The 18,131-nt window shown below is 41.8% G+C and carries 11 protein-coding genes; 9 read left to right on the forward strand and 2 right to left on the reverse strand.

Going from position 1 to position 18,131, the window contains the following annotated elements; genetic code table 11:
- Nucleotides 1-3 precede the first annotated feature (3 nt).
- Together nusA and infB are read left to right on the forward strand one after the other, a co-directional pair.
- Nucleotides 4-1,248 carry a transcription termination factor NusA gene (nusA, locus tag WJR50_RS02170; protein WP_341291841.1) on the forward strand — a complete coding sequence of 415 codons (1,245 nt, stop codon included), beginning with the start codon at nucleotides 4-6 and terminating at the stop codon, nucleotides 1,246-1,248.
- A gap of 38 nt (nucleotides 1,249-1,286) precedes the next feature.
- Entirely contained in the window at nucleotides 1,287-4,379 is a 3,093-nt protein-coding gene (gene infB, locus WJR50_RS02175; RefSeq protein WP_341291571.1) for a translation initiation factor IF-2, read from the forward strand.
- Between the two features lie 385 nt (nucleotides 4,380-4,764).
- On the opposite strand, the gene WJR50_RS02180 is transcribed toward infB, so the two are convergent.
- Nucleotides 4,765-5,367, reverse strand: coding sequence for a NifU family protein (locus WJR50_RS02180; RefSeq protein WP_341291572.1), 603 nt, complete (start codon nucleotides 5,365-5,367; stop codon nucleotides 4,765-4,767).
- A 293-nt stretch (nucleotides 5,368-5,660) separates the two neighbouring features.
- On the opposite strand from WJR50_RS02180, the gene WJR50_RS02185 reads away from it, so the two are divergent.
- The 7 genes from WJR50_RS02185 (at nucleotide 5,661) to WJR50_RS02215 (ending at nucleotide 14,862) form a co-directional block, all read left to right on the forward strand.
- Nucleotides 5,661-6,701 carry a DHH family phosphoesterase gene (locus tag WJR50_RS02185; protein WP_341291573.1) on the forward strand — a complete coding sequence of 347 codons (1,041 nt, stop codon included), beginning with the start codon at nucleotides 5,661-5,663 and terminating at the stop codon, nucleotides 6,699-6,701.
- Nucleotides 6,698-7,615, forward strand: a complete 918-nt coding sequence (locus tag WJR50_RS02190) for an FKBP-type peptidyl-prolyl cis-trans isomerase (RefSeq protein ID WP_341291574.1) — start codon at nucleotides 6,698-6,700, stop codon at nucleotides 7,613-7,615. The genes WJR50_RS02185 and WJR50_RS02190 overlap by 4 nt, the downstream gene beginning before the upstream one ends.
- Nucleotides 7,616-7,681: 66 nt before the next feature.
- On the forward strand, nucleotides 7,682-8,671 hold the full coding sequence (locus WJR50_RS02195) for an FKBP-type peptidyl-prolyl cis-trans isomerase (protein WP_341291575.1): 990 nt from the start codon (nucleotides 7,682-7,684) through the stop codon (nucleotides 8,669-8,671).
- A 7-nt stretch (nucleotides 8,672-8,678) separates the two neighbouring features.
- On the forward strand, nucleotides 8,679-9,254 hold the full coding sequence (locus tag WJR50_RS02200; RefSeq protein WP_341291576.1) for a non-canonical purine NTP diphosphatase: 576 nt from the start codon (nucleotides 8,679-8,681) through the stop codon (nucleotides 9,252-9,254).
- Nucleotides 9,255-9,259: 5 nt separating this feature from the next.
- Nucleotides 9,260-9,892, forward strand: a complete 633-nt coding sequence (gene udk, locus WJR50_RS02205) for a uridine kinase (RefSeq protein WP_341291577.1) — start codon at nucleotides 9,260-9,262, stop codon at nucleotides 9,890-9,892.
- A complete protein-coding gene (locus WJR50_RS02210; RefSeq protein ID WP_341291578.1) occupies nucleotides 9,889-10,581 on the forward strand; it encodes a potassium channel family protein in 693 nt (230 codons plus the stop codon). The genes udk and WJR50_RS02210 overlap by 4 nt, the downstream gene beginning before the upstream one ends.
- Nucleotides 10,582-10,839: 258 nt before the next feature.
- Entirely contained in the window at nucleotides 10,840-14,862 is a 4,023-nt protein-coding gene (locus tag WJR50_RS02215) for a chemotaxis protein CheB (protein ID WP_341291579.1), read from the forward strand.
- 466 nt (nucleotides 14,863-15,328) lie between these two features.
- Here the strand turns inward: WJR50_RS02215 and metH are convergent, their stop codons facing one another.
- A complete protein-coding gene (gene metH / locus WJR50_RS02220; RefSeq protein WP_341291580.1) occupies nucleotides 15,329-18,094 on the reverse strand; it encodes a methionine synthase in 2,766 nt (921 codons plus the stop codon).
- Between the last annotated feature and the right edge of the window lie 37 nt (nucleotides 18,095-18,131).

Below are 18,131 nucleotides of genomic sequence, written 5' to 3' on the forward strand. Positions count from 1 at the left end.
ATGATGGATACTACAACATTAATTGAGTCATTTGCGGAATTTGCCAAAGGCAAAAATATAGACCGCCCTACGATGATCCGTATATTGGAGGACGTTTTCCGTACAATGATTCGTAAGAAATATGGTGTGGATGATAACTTTGACGTCATCATCAATGCCGATAAGGGTGACTTGGAAATCTGGCGATTCAGAGAAATTGTAGATGATAATTCTGAAGATATCTGGGATCATGACAAAATTAGCCTGTCAGAAGCCCAGGAAATTGAGCCCGATTTTGAGATTGGAGAAGAAGTGGCTGAAGAAATAAAGCTGGAAGACTTTGGTCGCAGAGCAGTGCAAACGGCTCGCCAAACCCTTATCCAGAAAGTAAAAGACCTGGAAAAAGATATTCTTTTCCACAAGTATAAAGATCTGGTAGGAGAAATTATTGTTGGTGAAGTATATCAAATTCTGGGACGGGAGATTCTCCTGATTGATGCTGAAGGTAATGAACTGATTCTTCCTAAATCAGAACAAATACATAAAGATAAATTCAGAAAAGGAGATACGGTTCGTTCTATCGTACATCGTGTAGAGATGGTAAATGGCAATCCCAGAATTATTCTGTCTCGTACGGCACCTAAGTTTCTGGAAAGACTGTTTGAAAGTGAAGTGCCTGAAGTTTACGATGGCCTGATTATGATTCGTAAGACCGTGCGTGAACCTGGCGAACGGGCCAAGGTTGCAGTAGAGTCGTATGACGATCGCATAGATCCGGTAGGAGCCTGTGTGGGTATGAAAGGCTCCCGTATACACAGTATCGTTCGTGAGTTACAAAATGAAAACATTGACGTAATTAACTACACGGATAACCTGGAGCTCTTCATCACGCGTGCGCTTAGCCCTGCCAAAATCAGCACGATTAAGATAGACCCTGAAACAGGTCGTGTATCTGTCTTTCTGAAACCTGACCAAGTATCACTTGCCATCGGAAAGGGAGGGCAAAATATCAAACTGGCCAGCCGTTTGGTAGGTTATGAGATTGATGTTTTCAGAGAAACAGCAGGTACGGAGGACGATGAAGATGTGGATCTGGAAGAATTTTCAGATGAAATAGAAGGCTGGGTGATTGATGAGCTAAAAAGAATCGGTTTAGATACCGCTAAAAGCGTTTTGACACTCACAAAAGATGAACTTGTAAGAAGAACTGACCTTGAAGAGGAAACTATTGAGGACATAATTAGGGTTCTTAAACAAGAATTTGAATAATATTTTTATTTAGAATAGAAAATAATAGATATTTGAGTATGGTAGAGGAAAAAATGATGAGGCTCAGCCAGGTGGCAAGAAAGCTCAATGTAGGTCTGTCTACAATTACAGAGCATCTTGCTAATAAAGGCTTTGAGGTCGACAATAAACCAAATGCGAAGATTCCCATTGAGCAGTTCAATATGCTTGCCAAGGAATTTGCGTCTTCTGCTTTGGATAAAGAGGAAGCCTCTGGCCTCACCATTGGTAATAAGCATTCAGAAAATATGATCATTGATTCTTCTAAGAAGGAGAAGCAAAAAGATCAGGACGAAGAAGAATTATTTATCAAAGGGCTCTCTAAGTCGCAGGAAGAAGATGCTGCCAAAGAAGATGAGCCTAAAGCCGAAAGCAAGAAGCAAGAAAAAGCGAAAGAAGAACCGGAAAAGGTATCCAATCGCCTGCAAGGCATCAAAGTAGTAGGCAAGATTGATCTGGATAGCCTGAGCCGAAAAAAGTCTGCTGCTCCTAAAAAAGAGGAAGATAAAAAAGCAGAAGACAAAAACACTCCTCAGCCTGAAGCTGAGAAGAAAGAAGTTGAGAAAAAACCGGAATCTCAGCCCAAAGCAGAAGAAACTACCTCTACTCCTCCAGCTCAAGATAAAAAAGAAGAAAAAGAGACCTCTACCACCTCTCAACCTCAAGATAAGAAAGAAGAGCCTAAGGAAGTGAAGGAAGAAACTCAGGCAGAAGAAAAGCCTGACGCAAAAGATACGCAGAAAGAAGCACCTAAAGAAAAAGAGGAAACTACAAAGCCTGCTGCTGAGGCCAAAGAAGAAAAATCGCAGAAAAGTAGTGATACAGCTTCTTCAGAAAAAGAAAACCAAAAAGAGATCCAAAAAGCCGAAACTAAGAAAGCCGAAGAAAAAGGCCAGGCGGAAGAAGGCGAAGCGTCAAAATCCGACCGTATCAATACCAGAGCAGATCAGTTGAAAGGGCTGACTGTGGTAGGTAAAATAGACCTGCCTGAAGAACGCAAAAAGAAAGCCAAGCCAGTGGCATCTTCAGATGAAGGTGGCAATAAGAAGAAAAGGAAGCGTCGCCGTAGAATCAAAAGTCAGGATGAGAAAAGCGGAGAAAGCAGAGATAGAGGCAGAGCTCCAGCTTCTGGCAAAGGTTCTGCTCCCGGAGGAGGTAAAGGCGGTGACAAAAGAGGCCGTGGCGGTAAGAAAAGACCGAAGAAGGAAGAGCCTTCCGAAAAAGAAATTCAAGAGCAAATTAAGGAAACGCTAGCCAAACTAAGTGGAGGCGGCAAAAAAGGGAAAGCGTCACGTAACCGCCAGGAGCGTCGTCGTGCTGATCGCCGTGAACGGGAGCAGCAGGCAGCTGAGCAGGAGCAGGATATGAAACTCAAGGTTACTGAGTTTATCTCTGCAAATGACCTGGCATCTATGATGGATGTGAGCGTCAATGAGGTAATCTCTACCTGTATGTCTTTAGGCATGTTCGTTTCTATCAACCAGCGTCTTGATGCAGAAACTATTACGGTAATCGCCGATGAGTTTGGCTATGATGTGGACTTCACGGATACTGAAGACGAAATATCAGTAGAGGTAGAGGAAGACGAAGAAGAGGACCTGAAAGACAGAGCTCCTATCGTAACCATTATGGGTCACGTAGACCACGGTAAAACTTCCCTACTTGACTATATCCGTAGTGCAAAAGTTACTGAGGGTGAAGCAGGAGGTATTACTCAGCACATCGGTGCTTATGATGTGATGACTGAAAGTGGCAAACGCGTAGCTTTCTTAGATACTCCCGGTCACGAGGCCTTTACAGCCATGCGTGCCAGAGGTGCTTCCGTAACGGACGTAGTTATTGTGGTGGTCGCAGCGGATGATAATGTGATGCCTCAAACCAAGGAGGCAATCAATCACGCGCAGGTTGCCGGAGTACCTATTGTAATTGCTATCAATAAAATAGATAAGCCTAACGCCAATCCCGATAAGGTGCGGGAAGAATTGGCGAATATCAATATACTGGTAGAAGACTGGGGTGGTAAATATCAGTGCCAGGAAATTTCTGCCAAGACTGGTCAGGGTATTGATGATCTTCTAGAAAAAGTATTGCTGGAAGCAGAATTACTTGAGCTAAAAGCCAACCCTACCAAGCGAGCAGTAGGTACAGTAATTGAAGCTACCCTGGATAGAGGTAGAGGTTATGTAACTACTCTTCTGGTGCAGGCAGGCGAGTTGAAGATTGGCGATGTGATTCTGGCCGGTGCACATTATGGTAAAGTAAAAGCCATGTTTGACCACCGCGGAAAGAAACTGGATAAGGCTGGCCCTTCTACACCAGTACAGATGTTGGGACTGGATGGTGCTCCTCAGGCAGGTGACAAGTTTAATGTCATGGAGTCTGACCGTGAGGCCAGAGAGATTGCCAACAAGCGTGAGCAGATTCACCGCGAACAGTCGCTCCGTACTAAGAAGCATATTACACTGGATGAGATTGGCCGTAGATTAGCCATAGGTTCTTTCAAAGAGCTGAATATCATCGTGAAAGGTGACGTGGACGGATCAGTAGAAGCTCTTTCTGATTCTATGCTAAAACTTTCTACTGAAGAGGTTCAGGTCAATATTATCCACAAAGCAGTAGGTCAGATTTCAGAATCAGATGTATTGCTGGCTTCAGCTTCAGATGCAATCATTGTTGGTTTCCAGGTGAGACCTTCTGCCAGTGCCAGAAATCTTGCTGAGAAGGAAGAGATTGAAATCCGTCTGTACTCTATCATCTACGACGCTATCAATGAGATCAAAGATGCGATGGAAGGCATGCTTGCTCCTACAGTTGAGGAGGTCATCACCGGTAATATTGAAGTACGAAGAATCTTTAAGATATCTAAAATAGGTACTGTAGCTGGATGTTACGTAACAGATGGTGTAGTGAAGAGAAATAACCAGATACGTTTGATCCGTGATGGTATCGTAGCCTATACGGGTGAAATCAATCAGCTTAAACGTGAGAAAGATGATGTGAATGAGGTAAGAGCTGGTTATGAATGTGGTATCAGTATCAAGAACTACAACGATATAAAAGAAGGCGATATCATTGAAGGCTTTGAGGAAAAAGAAGTCAAAAGATCGCTATAAGAAGAAGATAAGAATTAACAAATTTATGAAATCAGCCTCCCCTCAGGAGGCTTTTTTTATGATTGATCTTAGCCAGCTTAAAATAGCAGAGTAAGAGTATACACTCAGGAAAGTAAATCTTTTAAGCCTTTTCACTTAAAGTATACACATTGAAAGTACTATTGATATTTATATTAATTTTCTTTCTGCTTACCATATTTGGTTTGTACCGCCCATGGCTGGCTTTGTGGTGGAGTGACTACTGTCCTCGTATCAAGGTGCTGAAAGTCTACGGCAGTATCACTTTAGCATTGGGTATGATATACCTGCTTTTAAAACTAATGGCATAAAAAAAGCTATCTCATAGGCTTGAGATAGCTCCTTTTGCTAAATCTATACACGCGCATCATACGCTTTCTGCTTCAACGGCATTTACCTCATTGGGCAGCATGGTTTTGAGCAGGTTCTCAATCCCTGCTTTCAGTGTAACTGTTGAGGAAGGGCAACCACTACAGGAGCCTTGTAACAACACCTTCACTACGCCCTCATCGTAAGAATGAAAACTGATAGCACCTCCATCTTGCTCTACTGCCGGACGAATATATTCATCCAAGATGCCTTTGATCTTCTTAACCGTTTCACTATCGTCTTCATTAATAGCTGTTCCATTGGCAACTGCTTCATTTACCAATATGGCTCTACCTTCTTCCAGAAAAGATTTTATATGCTTTTTGATCTGGTCCTGGATTTCTACCCATTCTACCTCTTGGCTTTTTGTGACAGTAATGAAGTTGCTCATATAAAATACCCTTTCAACATGCTCAAAGTCAAACAGTTCCTGAGCAAGTGGGGCATGGGCAGCACTTTCCGCATCAGGAAAGTCAAAACTTTCTCCCTCAGGAATTAGCATCAGATTGGTTACAAATTTGAGCGAATTTGGGTTAGGGTTAGACTCAAGGTAAATGTGTACGTTATACTTAGGAGCTTTAGTTTTATCCGTGGTTTCCATGTTAAACTGATTATTGTTCGTTATATGAAGAACGATAGTTAAAATGATAAGTTCAATCTTTCAGGGCTGGTGCCTTTGCTAAAGATAACAGCAAAATTAACAAACCTGCCTGAACTTTAATAATGGACTCCTTGTATTATACTTTTATCAGAGAATAGATAAAATTAGCAACCTGGATAAGCAAAACAGCATGCCGTACGCATGCAAACTACTCTTTTGTTTTTACCGTTTTTATTTCCACTTTTGTGGTTTAACACTGAGCAAATACTACCCCCGGTAGTTTTGGATAAGTAATGCAAGATATTAATTCGTTTAAAAAATTATTAGATAAGCCTAAGCGTATTGTGATTGTCCCGCATGTCAATCCTGATGCAGATGCGCTGGGTTCATCACTGGGCATGGCTTCTGTTCTGAAGAAAAAGGGACACGAGGTAAAAGTCATCTCTCCTACCGATTACCCTGCATTTCTTCATTGGATGAAAGGAAATGATGAGGTATTGGTATACAATGAGGGAAATGAAAGTGCTGCCAACGAAATTATCAGTGACGCTGAGGTTATATTCTGTCTGGATTTCTGTTCACTCAACAGAATAGATAAGATGGAGCAGCCTATACGGGAAGCAAAGGCTGTCAAAGTGCTTATTGACCATCATCATGGTAAAGAAGATTTTGCAGACTTTGAATGCTGGAATACCAAGGCTGCCGCTACCTGTGAGCTGATATATCAGCTGGTAGTAGATATGGGAGAACAGCAGCTGATAGATAAACACACTGCTGAAGCCCTTTACGCTGGTATCATGACCGATACAGGTTCGTTTCGCCATCCCAATACTACCAAGCATGTACATGAGGTGGTGGCAGAACTCATCGGCCTGGGCGCAGATGCCTCTAAGGTAAGCAAGCTGGTATACGATAATAACTCATTGAACCGTCTCCGCTTCATAGGTTTTGCCTTGAGTGAAAGGCTGGAAATTTTAGAAGAGTACAATACCGCATATTTTGCTATCTCTGCGGAAGATCTATCAAAATTCAGTTCACGTACCGGTGATACAGAAGGATTGGTAAATTATGCGCTTTCCATTCAGGGAATTACGATGGCAGCCATCATCATTGAGCGCGATGATGCAGTTAAATTGTCATTTCGTTCCATTGGTGACTTTGCCGTTAACGAGCTTGCTGCCAAGCATTTTGAAGGAGGAGGCCATAAAAATGCTGCGGGAGGGATCTCAAGAGTGGGGATGAAGGAAACTGTTGAGAAGTTTTTGAAGTTACTTCCTGAGTATAAAAAACAATTACATACGAATCAGAAAAAACAAGAAATATATTTAACATGAAATTTAACATAATTAACATTTTAGGCTTAGTAGGCCTGGCTGCAACTACCTTATTATCAGCCTGTGATCAGGTAGGCGGAGGTTCTTATGAGACCACAGACTCGGGATTGCAGTATATGTACATAGAAGAAGGAGAAGGAGCAAGTCCTCAGATGGGGGAGATCATGCTGATCAATATGACCTACTCCACCGAAGATGATTCACTGCTTTTTAGTACCATTGAGCAAGGAGGGCCGGTGCCCATCCAAATAGATTCTTCAGCACAGGGCCAAATCTATGAAGGCTTCAGCATGTTGCAGGAAGGAGACAGTGTACTCTTCAAAATCAGTGCTGAGGAAGTATTTGTTAATACCTTCAATGCTCCTATCCCTGACTTTATTGATTCTCTGTCTAACATCGTTTTTAATATAGGTGTAGACAGAGTGATGAATGAACAAGATTTTCAGGCTTACCGCATGGAAATGATGCGTAAACAGCAGGAAGATATGCTGGCGCAGCAGGAAGAGCAGATGGGAATTGACAGCGCAAAAATTGAGCAGTATCTGGAAGAGAATAATATTGATGCCCAAACTACTGATTCCGGTTTACGCTATGTGATTGAGCAGGAAGGATCAGGAGTGCAACCTTCTCCCGGTGACTCGGTGTATGTACACTATACCGGAAAGCTTCTGGATGGTACTCAATTTGACTCATCTTACGATCGTGGAGAACCACTAGCAATTCCTATTGGACAGGGAGTTGTGATTCCAGGTTGGGATGAAGGTATAGCGCTTTTAAACGAAGGCGGCAAGGCTACTTTGTATATCCCTTCGCCCTTAGCGTATGGTCCTCAAGCAAGAGGTGGTGTAATCAAAGAAAATTCTATTTTAGTATTTGATGTAGAGCTGGTAGATGTAAAACAGGCATCTAATTAAGTTTCTTAACATATGATAAATAATAAAATCCGGTACGAACTACCGGATTTTTTACGTTAGATAAGCATGAAAAAATCATTTAATTACTTGCTGATAACTACTTCTGTAGTAACGGCTATGTTGCTGTTTATTGGGTGTAGCGAGGAAGAAGATCCGAATGCGGAAATAGAAGAAAGGCTTGAAGCCCAAATTCTTGAGATTGAAAATTATCTGGCTGATAATGGGATTGCTAAAAATAACGTAAACGGTTATTACTTAGAACCAATCGTTCAAAACGAAGATGGAGAGGCTCCGGGAACGAATGATGTAGTAGGCATATACTATGAGCTACTAACCTTGGATGGTCAACTGATTGAAAGACTGGAAGAATCTCAAAATAGTGAACCGGCAAAATTTCTTTTTGTCCCTAATCGTATCTTTCTACCCGGAGCATTGTATGAAGTTGTTTCCAATATGCGGGAGGGAGAAGAAGTGCGTACTTATCTGCCCTTCAATACTGCTTACGGAGCTTTCAGCATTCAAAATAAATTACCTGCCTACAGCGCTGTAATCATGAAAGTGAAACTGGCGGAAGTACTGAGTGAAGAAGAACAAAAAAGAGCTGAAGATGCCAGAATCAAAGCTTACTTAGCTGAAAATGGATTTACCTCAGCCGATAGTCTGGAAGGAGGAGTTTACTATGCAGAAACGCAGGCAGGAGAAACTCCGGAGGTAGAAGCCAACAGCACGGTCCAACTGCGCTACACGGGTACTTTCCTGGATGGAACAGAGTTTGACAGTAATACCGATGCTGCTCAGGCATTTCCGGTAGACATGAGCCAAAACCGGGTAATCTCAGGATTTAAAACTGCGATAAGTGAGATGAGCCTGAATGAACAAGGTACTGCCATTATCCCTTCTCATGAGGCTTATGGAATTGGCTATTTTGCAATGCCATACGAGCTAATGGAAGATTTATACTATCAGAGGTTTATTCCTCAGGATGAAGGCGCTTATATTACAATAAAACCTTACTCTATCCTTAGATTTGACCTGGAAGTAGAAGCTATCAACTAAATTTGCTATGAAGATTTGTTTTGCTACCAACAATGACAATAAGCTTAAAGAGATTCGCCAGCTACTAGGCGGTCAGTTTGAGGTGCAGAGCCTGAAAGGTATTGGCTGTGAAGAGGAACTGCCCGAAAATCAGGATACTTTAGAGGGTAATTCAGCAGAAAAAGCCCGCTATGTATATGATCGCTACGGAATAGACTGCTTTGCAGATGATACGGGGCTGGAAGTAAAGGCGCTAGATGGGGAGCCTGGTGTGTACTCCGCCCGTTATGCCGGTCCGCAAAGGAGTAGTGAAGATAACATGCAGCGCCTTCTGGAAGCTTTAAAAGATCAAGATGATCGTACCGCACAGTTTCGTACGGTTATTACGCTGATACTTTCAGGTGAGCAGCATCAATTTGAAGGCATTGTGAAGGGTTACATTACCAAAAGCAGGTCAGGGAAGGAGGGCTTCGGTTATGATCCCATATTTGTGTCAGAGGGCTATGACAAGACTTTTGCGGAAATGGATATTGCTACAAAAAACAAAATCAGCCATCGGGGGATTGCTACTCATAAACTGGCGGCCTTTCTAAAGCAAATCTAGTCTTTATGCAGCAACCATATATAGTAGGTATATCAGGAGGAAGTGGTTCAGGCAAGACCCAACTGTTAAATTGGTTGCAGACAGCACTTGAAAAAGAGAGTATTTGCCTGTTTTCGCAGGATAACTATTATTACGATAAGCTAATTTCATCTCCGGAAGAAGCAAGGGAGTTTAACTTTGATGACCCCCAGGTTATAGATGTTCAACAGTTTGCCTACGATCTGAGCCAACTTAAAGAAGGGAAAACGGTTTATCGTAAGGACTATGAATTCAATGAACTGGAGAAGGAAACAGCACTTCTGGAGTTTGCTCCCGCACCGATCATTGTAGTGGAGGGGATTTTTATTTTTCATTATCCTGAAATAAGGGAACAGCTTGACCTGAAGGTATTTGTGGAAGTAAAGGAGCATCTGAAGTTTCAAAGACGCATAAATCGCGACATCAGAGAAAGAGGCTATCTGCTGGAAGATATACTTTACAAATACAGTACTCAGGTAGTACCTGCCTATGAACAGTTTATTGAGCCTCATCGCCACTACTCAGATATTATTGTTCCAAATAATCACATTTACGCTGGGCAGGAATGCCCTACAGCAGTTCAGTTGCTGGGTACTTTTTTAAAATCAAAAATAAAATGAATAACCGTTTTGCAGTCATTGGATTAGGTCAGTTCGGAATGTCTATTGCACTTACCCTCGCCGGACGTGGTGCAGAGGTGATTGCCATAGATAACGATATCGATAAGGTGGAACGTGTGAAGGAGGAAGTAGCTATAGCAGTAGCGCTGGATTCAACAGATGCAAAGGCTCTCAAGGCCCAGAATGTGCAGGAAGTAGATGCCGCGGTAGTAGCGATCGGTGAAGATTTTGAAAGCCTTATGCTGACTACCGTAATTTTGCAGGAGCTAAAGGTAAAGCGTATTATTGCCCGGGCAGCCAACAAGCAGCAACGTACGATACTGGATAAACTGGGAATAGAAGAAATACTATCTCCAGAAGATACAGTAGGTAAAAGTGTAGCTGAAACCTTGCTTCAGCCGAGTATACGTTCGTTCTTATCCCTGCCGGATGAGTACGAAATCGTAGAAATAGATACTCCTAAGCGTGTAGTAGAGCAAACCATTGCCGATATTAAATTACGACAGGAGTTTAACCTTAATCTGATTACCGTAAAGAGAAAATTTACTGAAGAGCAGGAAGGTGAAAAAAAAGAAGTGGCCCACATCATTGGTGTACCCCGGCCTGATACTAAGTTGCGCGAGACTGACAAAATAATCATTCTGGGAAAAACAAAAGACATAGAACGCTTTATTGAGTGTAGTCAGTAAGACTATTTTTTGTATTATATTTGTATTCTATTTAGTACAGACCTCTTGGAAATAATAGCTAATTTTTTTAATCTGAACAAGTATTAATTTTTAACAGTTGACAACGTAAAACTGCTTAACAATAAAATATTATTAAGCACTAGCTTGCTCACTAAGACTATTAATTTTAATAAACTGTATCTTATTTTCAGCTCAGAAGGCAAAACGAGAAAGAAAATAAAAGGTATTTTTTCCTGATATAATTAGAGCAAATTTTTAATGAGTTCTTTCAAAGGAAACCAACAATTGTTTGTAGTAGGCATAGGTGCTTCTGTAGGAGGTCTGGATGCTTTAACAAACTTTGTTGCCAATTTGCCACATAAATCTTATGGCTTTTCGGTAATCATTGCTCAGCATTTTGGCCAGGATTTTAAAGGTGACGTGTTAGAAGTTTTGAGCAAAACGTCAAAATGGGAAGTAACAGAAGTAGAAGATGGCGTAGCAATCAAAGCGAGAAAAGTATACATTGCTCCCCCACAATATGATGTTGCAATAGAAGACAACATTATCCATTTAACAAAGCCCTCTCATCATGTAGAGTTTGCACCCTCTGTCAATACACTGTTTAGCTCAATAGCCCGGAACTCAGGCGACTATGGTATAGGCGTTGTGCTTTCAGGCACGGGCATAGATGGTAAAGAAGGAGCGGAAGAACTCAAAAAAAGCGGGGGTTACATCCTGGTACAAGATCCCCAGGAAGCACAGCAGGATGGAATGCCCCGGGCAATTCTCAACGCTGGATGCTACGATAAGATATTGTTAGCTGAAATGATAGGGGAGGAGATTCAAAGCTACATTGAGCGTTACCCGGCAGTGCATAAAGAGAAAAGCAACGGTCAGGAGTACTCAAAAGAAAAAGCGGAAATGACTGATGAAAAGTTTCAGTCATTAAATGAAGAATTGCGATCAGCCAATGAGGAGCTTAGAACTTCTAATGAAGAGCTGCAATCAGCCAATGAAAAGTTAAGTGCGGCTAATGCTGAACTTGCTCACAGCAATGATCTGCTTCAGCAAAAAGAGACCGAACTTATCCTGATCAAAGAAGACCTGGAGAAGAGCCGGGAAAAGTTTCATCTTGCTCTGGAGAATTCTAGTGTAATGCTTTTTCATCAGGATGAGCAACTACGCTACCTCTGGATATACAATGTCTTCAATAAAATTTCCCGTGAAGAAATCATCGGTCGTTCTGACCTTGAAATTGAAGCCCTTTCTCAGGAAGATACCCTGCGTTTGCACCAGATTAAAGAAGAGGTATTGCATTCAGAACAGGAAGTTCAGGTAGAGATTCAGATAGAAAAAAAGTGGTATGATCTTAAAATCAAACCCTTGATAAAAGATGGTAAAGTATGCGGTATCAATGGTATAGGTATAGATATTACGGATCGTAAAACAGCGGCAGATATTGTTGACCGAAACCAGAGTACCCTAAGCAATATCATCAATCAGGGCTCGGATAATATAATTGCTATAAATAAGGATTTTAACATTATAGCTATTAATGATAGCACCAGAAAAGACTACTATAACCGCTTAAAGCTTGACCTACGCCTGAATGATAATCTGATGACTAAGTTGGAGAGCTTTCCTGATAGGCAAAAAATTGTTCGTCAATATTTTGAAAGAACCTTTAAAGGGGAAAGAATAGAATTAGAAGCTTTCAAAACCACTGGGAATAATGGTAAGACGGAGCATTATTTTGAAGGTATTTTATTTCCAATCACTAATCAGTTGGGCGAAATTATAGGGGGTGCTAATATTAACCGTGAGATAACGCAGAAAATACTGCTGGAACGACAAATTCAGGAAATTACCAAACGTAGTGCTAACCTAACCGGAGATGAGTTTTTCAAAGACCTTACTGAGCAGTTATCTTCTATTTTTCGGATGGGATATGTGTACATTGGTGTTTTTCAGGAGAATGAAAAAGCTATCAAAACATTAGCTTTCCGGATACACGGTGTACTGGTAGAAAACTTTGTATATGAGCTTAAGAATACTCCATGTGCGGTAGTTGCAAATAATAACAGTAGCTATCATATGGAGAAAGTACAAGAAAAGTTTCCTCATGATGATAAGCTTCAGCGGTGGAGTGCAGAAAGTTATGTAGGAGTCCCTATTTCTTCTCCTCTCACAGAGAAATCTATCGGTATATTGGTAATGATGGATGAAGAGCCCTGGAAAGAAAACTCCTACACCGATTATCTCCTCACTTTATTAAGCATAAGGGCGGGGGCAGAATTGGAAAGAATGTCAGCTGAAAAAAAGATCAAAGAAAAGAGTCTTCAGCTGGAGAATATTAGTAACAATGTACCAGGAGTAATCTACGAAATTAGCAAGAACAAAGAAGGAAATTTATACCTCCTGTATATCAGCGAAGCCTGTTATAATCTGTTTGGTGTTACACAGGAAGAACTACTAAATAACCCCGAGGGGCTATTATCAGTAATTCATGAAGAAGATAAGGATGACTATCTAAAAGAAAGAGATCGTGCAGTAGCCGAATTAGACGGGTTTCGTCTTGAGTGCCGCATTCGTAATAAAAAAGGAGAAGTAAGGTGGGTCAAGCTCAGCTCCAAGGCACTAAAAAAAGATGATGGACTTGCCAGCTGGTATGGCTTTATTGATGATATCACTCAGATCAAAGAGACCCAGGCGGCTTTAAGTGAAGCCAAAAACGAAGCCGAAAAAGCTGCCCGAGCCAAAGAGGACTTTCTGGCTACCATGAGCCACGAGATACGTACTCCCCTCAACGCCATCATTGGCCTGAGCAGTTTGTTACTAAAGAAAAACCCTCGCCAGGATCAGTTGGAAAATTTTAAAGCTTTAAAGTTTTCATCTGAAAATCTCATGAATCTGATCAACGATATCCTGGATTACAGCAAAATGGAGGCGGGCAAAGTAGAGATTGAGACTTCGGCATATAATATCAAAAGCTTACTCTATAGTATACGGCAGGCTCACTCTATCTATGCAAAAGAGCGTAACAATAAACTTGAAACTCATATTGAAGATAAGGTACCTGAGGTAGTCAAAGGTGATCAGGTTAAGGTGGCCCAGATACTAAATAACCTGGTAAGCAATGCTAACAAGTTTACCCAGGGAGGAAAAGTGATGGTAGAGGTAAGGCAGGAGAAGGAAGAAGAAGATGTTGTGTTCCTTCATTTTTCGGTTAGAGATACTGGCATAGGCATCTCTCAAGGAAATCTGGACAAAATATTTGACAAATTTACCCAGGCCGACAGTTCAACGGTCCGTCACTACGGAGGTACAGGTTTGGGACTTACCATTACTAAAGCCCTGCTGGAAATGCAGGGAAGCGAGATAAAAGTAGAAAGTAAGGTAGGAGAAGGTTCAGTATTTTCTTTTACACTCAAACAAGAAAAAGCGGAAGGACAGCTTACCTCGACAGTAGACAGTTATGGTGAAGCTGGGGAAACATTGCGGAATGATATAGCTGTACGAATTTTATTGGTAGAAGATGTGGCAATCAACCGCATGGTAGTACAACAATATTTTGAGGAATGGTGGAACAATTCAGTCGCTGACGAAGCTACCAATGGACGGGAGGCAGTAGCGCTGGCCAGGAAAAACCATTACGATATTATCCTTATGGATATACGCATGCCAGAGATGGATGGGTATGCTGCTTCCGAAGCCATCCGAAAGATGGAAGTATACGCCAACACTCCCATCATTGCTCTTACAGCAGACACTACTGCAGAGTTCAACAGTGATGAAAGGGCAAAGCACATCAATGATATAATTACCAAGCCTTTCAACCCTCAGGATTTATACAATAAAATCACAAAATATACTTCTCTGGAAAACAATAGACTTCAGAGACAGTCGGCAAATGTTCAGCGCAAAAGAGAATCTAAGGAGGATATACTGAGTCCTGATTTTAAAAAAGCAGAAGAGCCTTTCCATGAGACTCCTGACAAAATCGTAAAATTCTATGAAATGGCTTTACGCTCTCTTGACACCTTTCGGGAGAATTATCTCAAAGCCCTTTATGAAAAGGACCAACAGCTAATCAGCGCCACTATGCATAAAGCGAAAGTATTGATTGATATGTTAGGGCTAGACCTTTTCTATGAAGAAATGTATAAAACCAGAAAGAAGATGGAAAGAGGAGAAGAAGATCAGCCTATACATAAAGAGGCAGAAAAAATCAGTAAGTCTATTGACGTTATCATGGCCAACGTACAGGAAAGATTAAAGGTCTGCAAGACAAGATTGTAGATAAATACATAACTATAGGTAAGTTATAAATAGTGAATATATTTTTCTCACTAGTTATCAATGTCGAAATTGATAGTTAATATATACTAATTTATGTAGGGGATGCTTAAAGTATGAACATAATTGATTAATATCAATCATTACTTTCAGCTAATTAATTATACGCGAATCATCAAGCGTTGATCATCTACAATTAGTTGGTAGCTGAGGGGTGCATACAGAAGATTTTTTCACATTATCCGACCTAATCCGGTCTTACGAGACTTGGTCAGGTAAGACCCGGTCAAGTGCCTATAGTTTTTTCGCCTATTCAAAAGTATGCACCCCCGGCTTTTACCAAAATAAACTTAAGGGAGTTCCAGAAAAAATTTTGTTAGAATAAAAAAGCCTTTGTCCGCTTGTAAGTTGTAGACAAAGGCTTGAGAAGACATTTATTCTAATTTTCAATATACAATCTCAAATAGTATTATTTAGGATCGTATCCCAGGGTAGAGCTTAGCCACTTTTCCATAACAGGAAGCTCCATACCTTTGCGTCTGGCGTAATTTTCTACCTGATCTTTATCAATCTTTGAGATACCAAAATATTTGGACTCAGGATGGGAGAAATACCAACCGCTTACCGAAGATGCCGGAAACATAGCAAAACTCTCTGTTAGGTAAATTCCTGTGTTTTTCGTCACATCCAGTAGTTTGAAAAGCGTATCTTTCTCGGTATGGTCCGGGCAGGCAGGATAGCCGGGTGCAGGACGTATCCCCTGATACTGCTCACGAATAAGAGATTCATTGTTAAGCTGCTCGTCAGGTACATAGGCCCAGAACTCTTTACGCACACGCTCATGCATCAGTTCGGCAAAAGCCTCCGCCAGCCGGTCAGCAATCGCTTTGACCATGATAGAGTTATAATCATCATGATCCTCTTCATATTTTTTTGCGATTTCATCAGAACCCAGTCCGGCAGTTACGGCAAAGCCCCCTACATAATCCTCAACCCCACTGTCTTTGGGAGCTACGAAGTCAGCCAGGCTCATATAATCTTTGCCTTTAGCCTTTTTTGTTTGTTGTCTCAGGTGATGTAGGGTAGTAAGCACCTTAGTACGATCTTCATTACCATGATTATCAAACTCGTATAGCTCAGTATCATCATCACCGATAGCATTTGCAGGAAAGAAGCCTACTACTGCTTTGGCAGTGAGCAATTTCTCATCTATCACTTTCTTGAGCATCTGCTGCGCATCACGGTAGAGGATACGCGCCTGTTCGCCCACCACCTCATCATCCAGTATTTTAGGGAATTTTCCGGCCAGCTCCCAGGTCATGAAGAAGGGAGTCCAGTCTATGTAGTGGCTAATTTCCTCCAGAGAATAATCATCAAAAGTACGGAACCCCAGAAAACGGGGCTTGATTACTTTACGTGACGACCAGTCTGTCTGGAATTTATTTTCCCGGGCTTCTGCAATAGGTACGAAGTTCTTAGTCTGTTTCTTTTTAGAATGCCTGTCGCGCATCTGCTGGTATTCTTCCCTGATCTGTTCCTTATAAGCATCGCGGGCATTTTTGTTGAGCAGATTACTGACTACTGGTACAGAGCGAGAAGCATCCAGCACGTGGATGACCGAACCACTGTAATTAGGTTCTATTTTTACAGCCGTGTGAATTTTAGAGGTAGTAGCCCCACCGATCAACAGGGGAATAGTAAACCCTTCTTTCTCCATCATCTCGGCTACATTCACCATTTCATCCAGGGAGGGAGTAATCAAACCACTCAGGCCAATGACATCCACCTGCTCTTCTTTGGCTTTGGCGAGTATATCTTCTGCCGGAACCATCACGCCCATGTCCACAACATCGTAATTGTTGCAGCCTAGTACCACACTCACAATGTTTTTGCCGATATCATGTACGTCACCTTTCACAGTAGCCATCAGCACTTTACCTTTGGCTTCATGGGCAGTACCTGACTTTTCCTTTTCTTCCTCTATATAAGGAATAAGGTAAGCCACCCCTTTTTTCATCACCCGGGCGCTTTTTACTACCTGGGGAAGAAACATTTTACCGGAGCCGAACAGGTCACCCACTACGTTCATGCCGTCCATTAATGGGCCTTCAATTACCTCAATGGGCTTGTCATATTGCTGTCGGGCTTCTTCTACATCTTCTTCAATAAACTCAACAATACCTTTGACCAAAGCATGTTCCATCCGTTTGCCCAGAGGCAGCTTGCGCCATTCTTTATCGTCTTTCTTTTTGGTTTTGCCTTTGTCTTTGATCTGTTCGGCAAAATCTAGCAGACGCTCGGTAGAATCTTCCTTTCTGTCCAGCAGTACATCCTCCACCAGTTCCAGCAGGTCTTTAGGAATGTCATCGTATACTTCCAGCATGCTGGGGTTTACAATACCCATATCCATACCGGCACGGCGGCCATGGTAAAGGAAAGCAGAGTGCATGGCTTCCCGCACCGGGTTATTCCCCCGGAAGGAGAAAGATACGTTACTTACTCCTCCACTTACATGTACGCCAGGCAGATTTTCTCTTACCCATTTGGTAGCACGGAAGAAATCTATCGCATTGCGACGGTGCTCCTCCATACCGGTAGCCACAGGAAAAATATTGAGGTCAAAAATGATATCCTGGGGAGGAAATTTGACTTTGTGGACCAGTACGTCGTACGAGCGCTGTGCGATCTCTATGCGTCGCTCATAATTATCGGCCTGACCAGTTTCATCAAATGCCATGACAATAACTGCTGCACCGTATAGTTTAATCTTTTTTGCCTGTTGGATAAAGTTTTCTTCTCCTTCTTTTAAACTGATAGAGTTGACAATGCTCTTTCCTTGAGCGCACTTAAGCCCTGCTTCTATCACATTCCATTTAGAAGAGTCTATCATCAGGGGTACCCGGGCGATATCCGGCTCGGCAGAGATAAGATTGATAAACTTGACCATGCAGGCTTCACTATCCAGCATTCCCTCATCCATATTGATATCAATCACCTGGGCTCCACCTTCTACCTGGTCGCGGGCTACTTCAATAGCTTCTTCATACTTCTCTTCAGTAATAAGGCGGGCGAATCTGCGAGAGCCGGTTACATTCGTTCTCTCTCCCACATTTACAAAGCCGGTAGTTTCATTTACAATCAGAGGCTCCAGCCCACTGAGACGCATGTCCGGTATGTTTGGGTCTTTAATTACCTTGGCAACTAGTGAATCTTCTATATTTGTATTATTACTCATACTCTTTATTGGGTACATTCATTATTCATTACAAGCA

The organism is Catalinimonas locisalis (assembly GCF_038039535.1).
Taxonomy (GTDB): domain Bacteria; phylum Bacteroidota; class Bacteroidia; order Cytophagales; family Cyclobacteriaceae; genus Catalinimonas.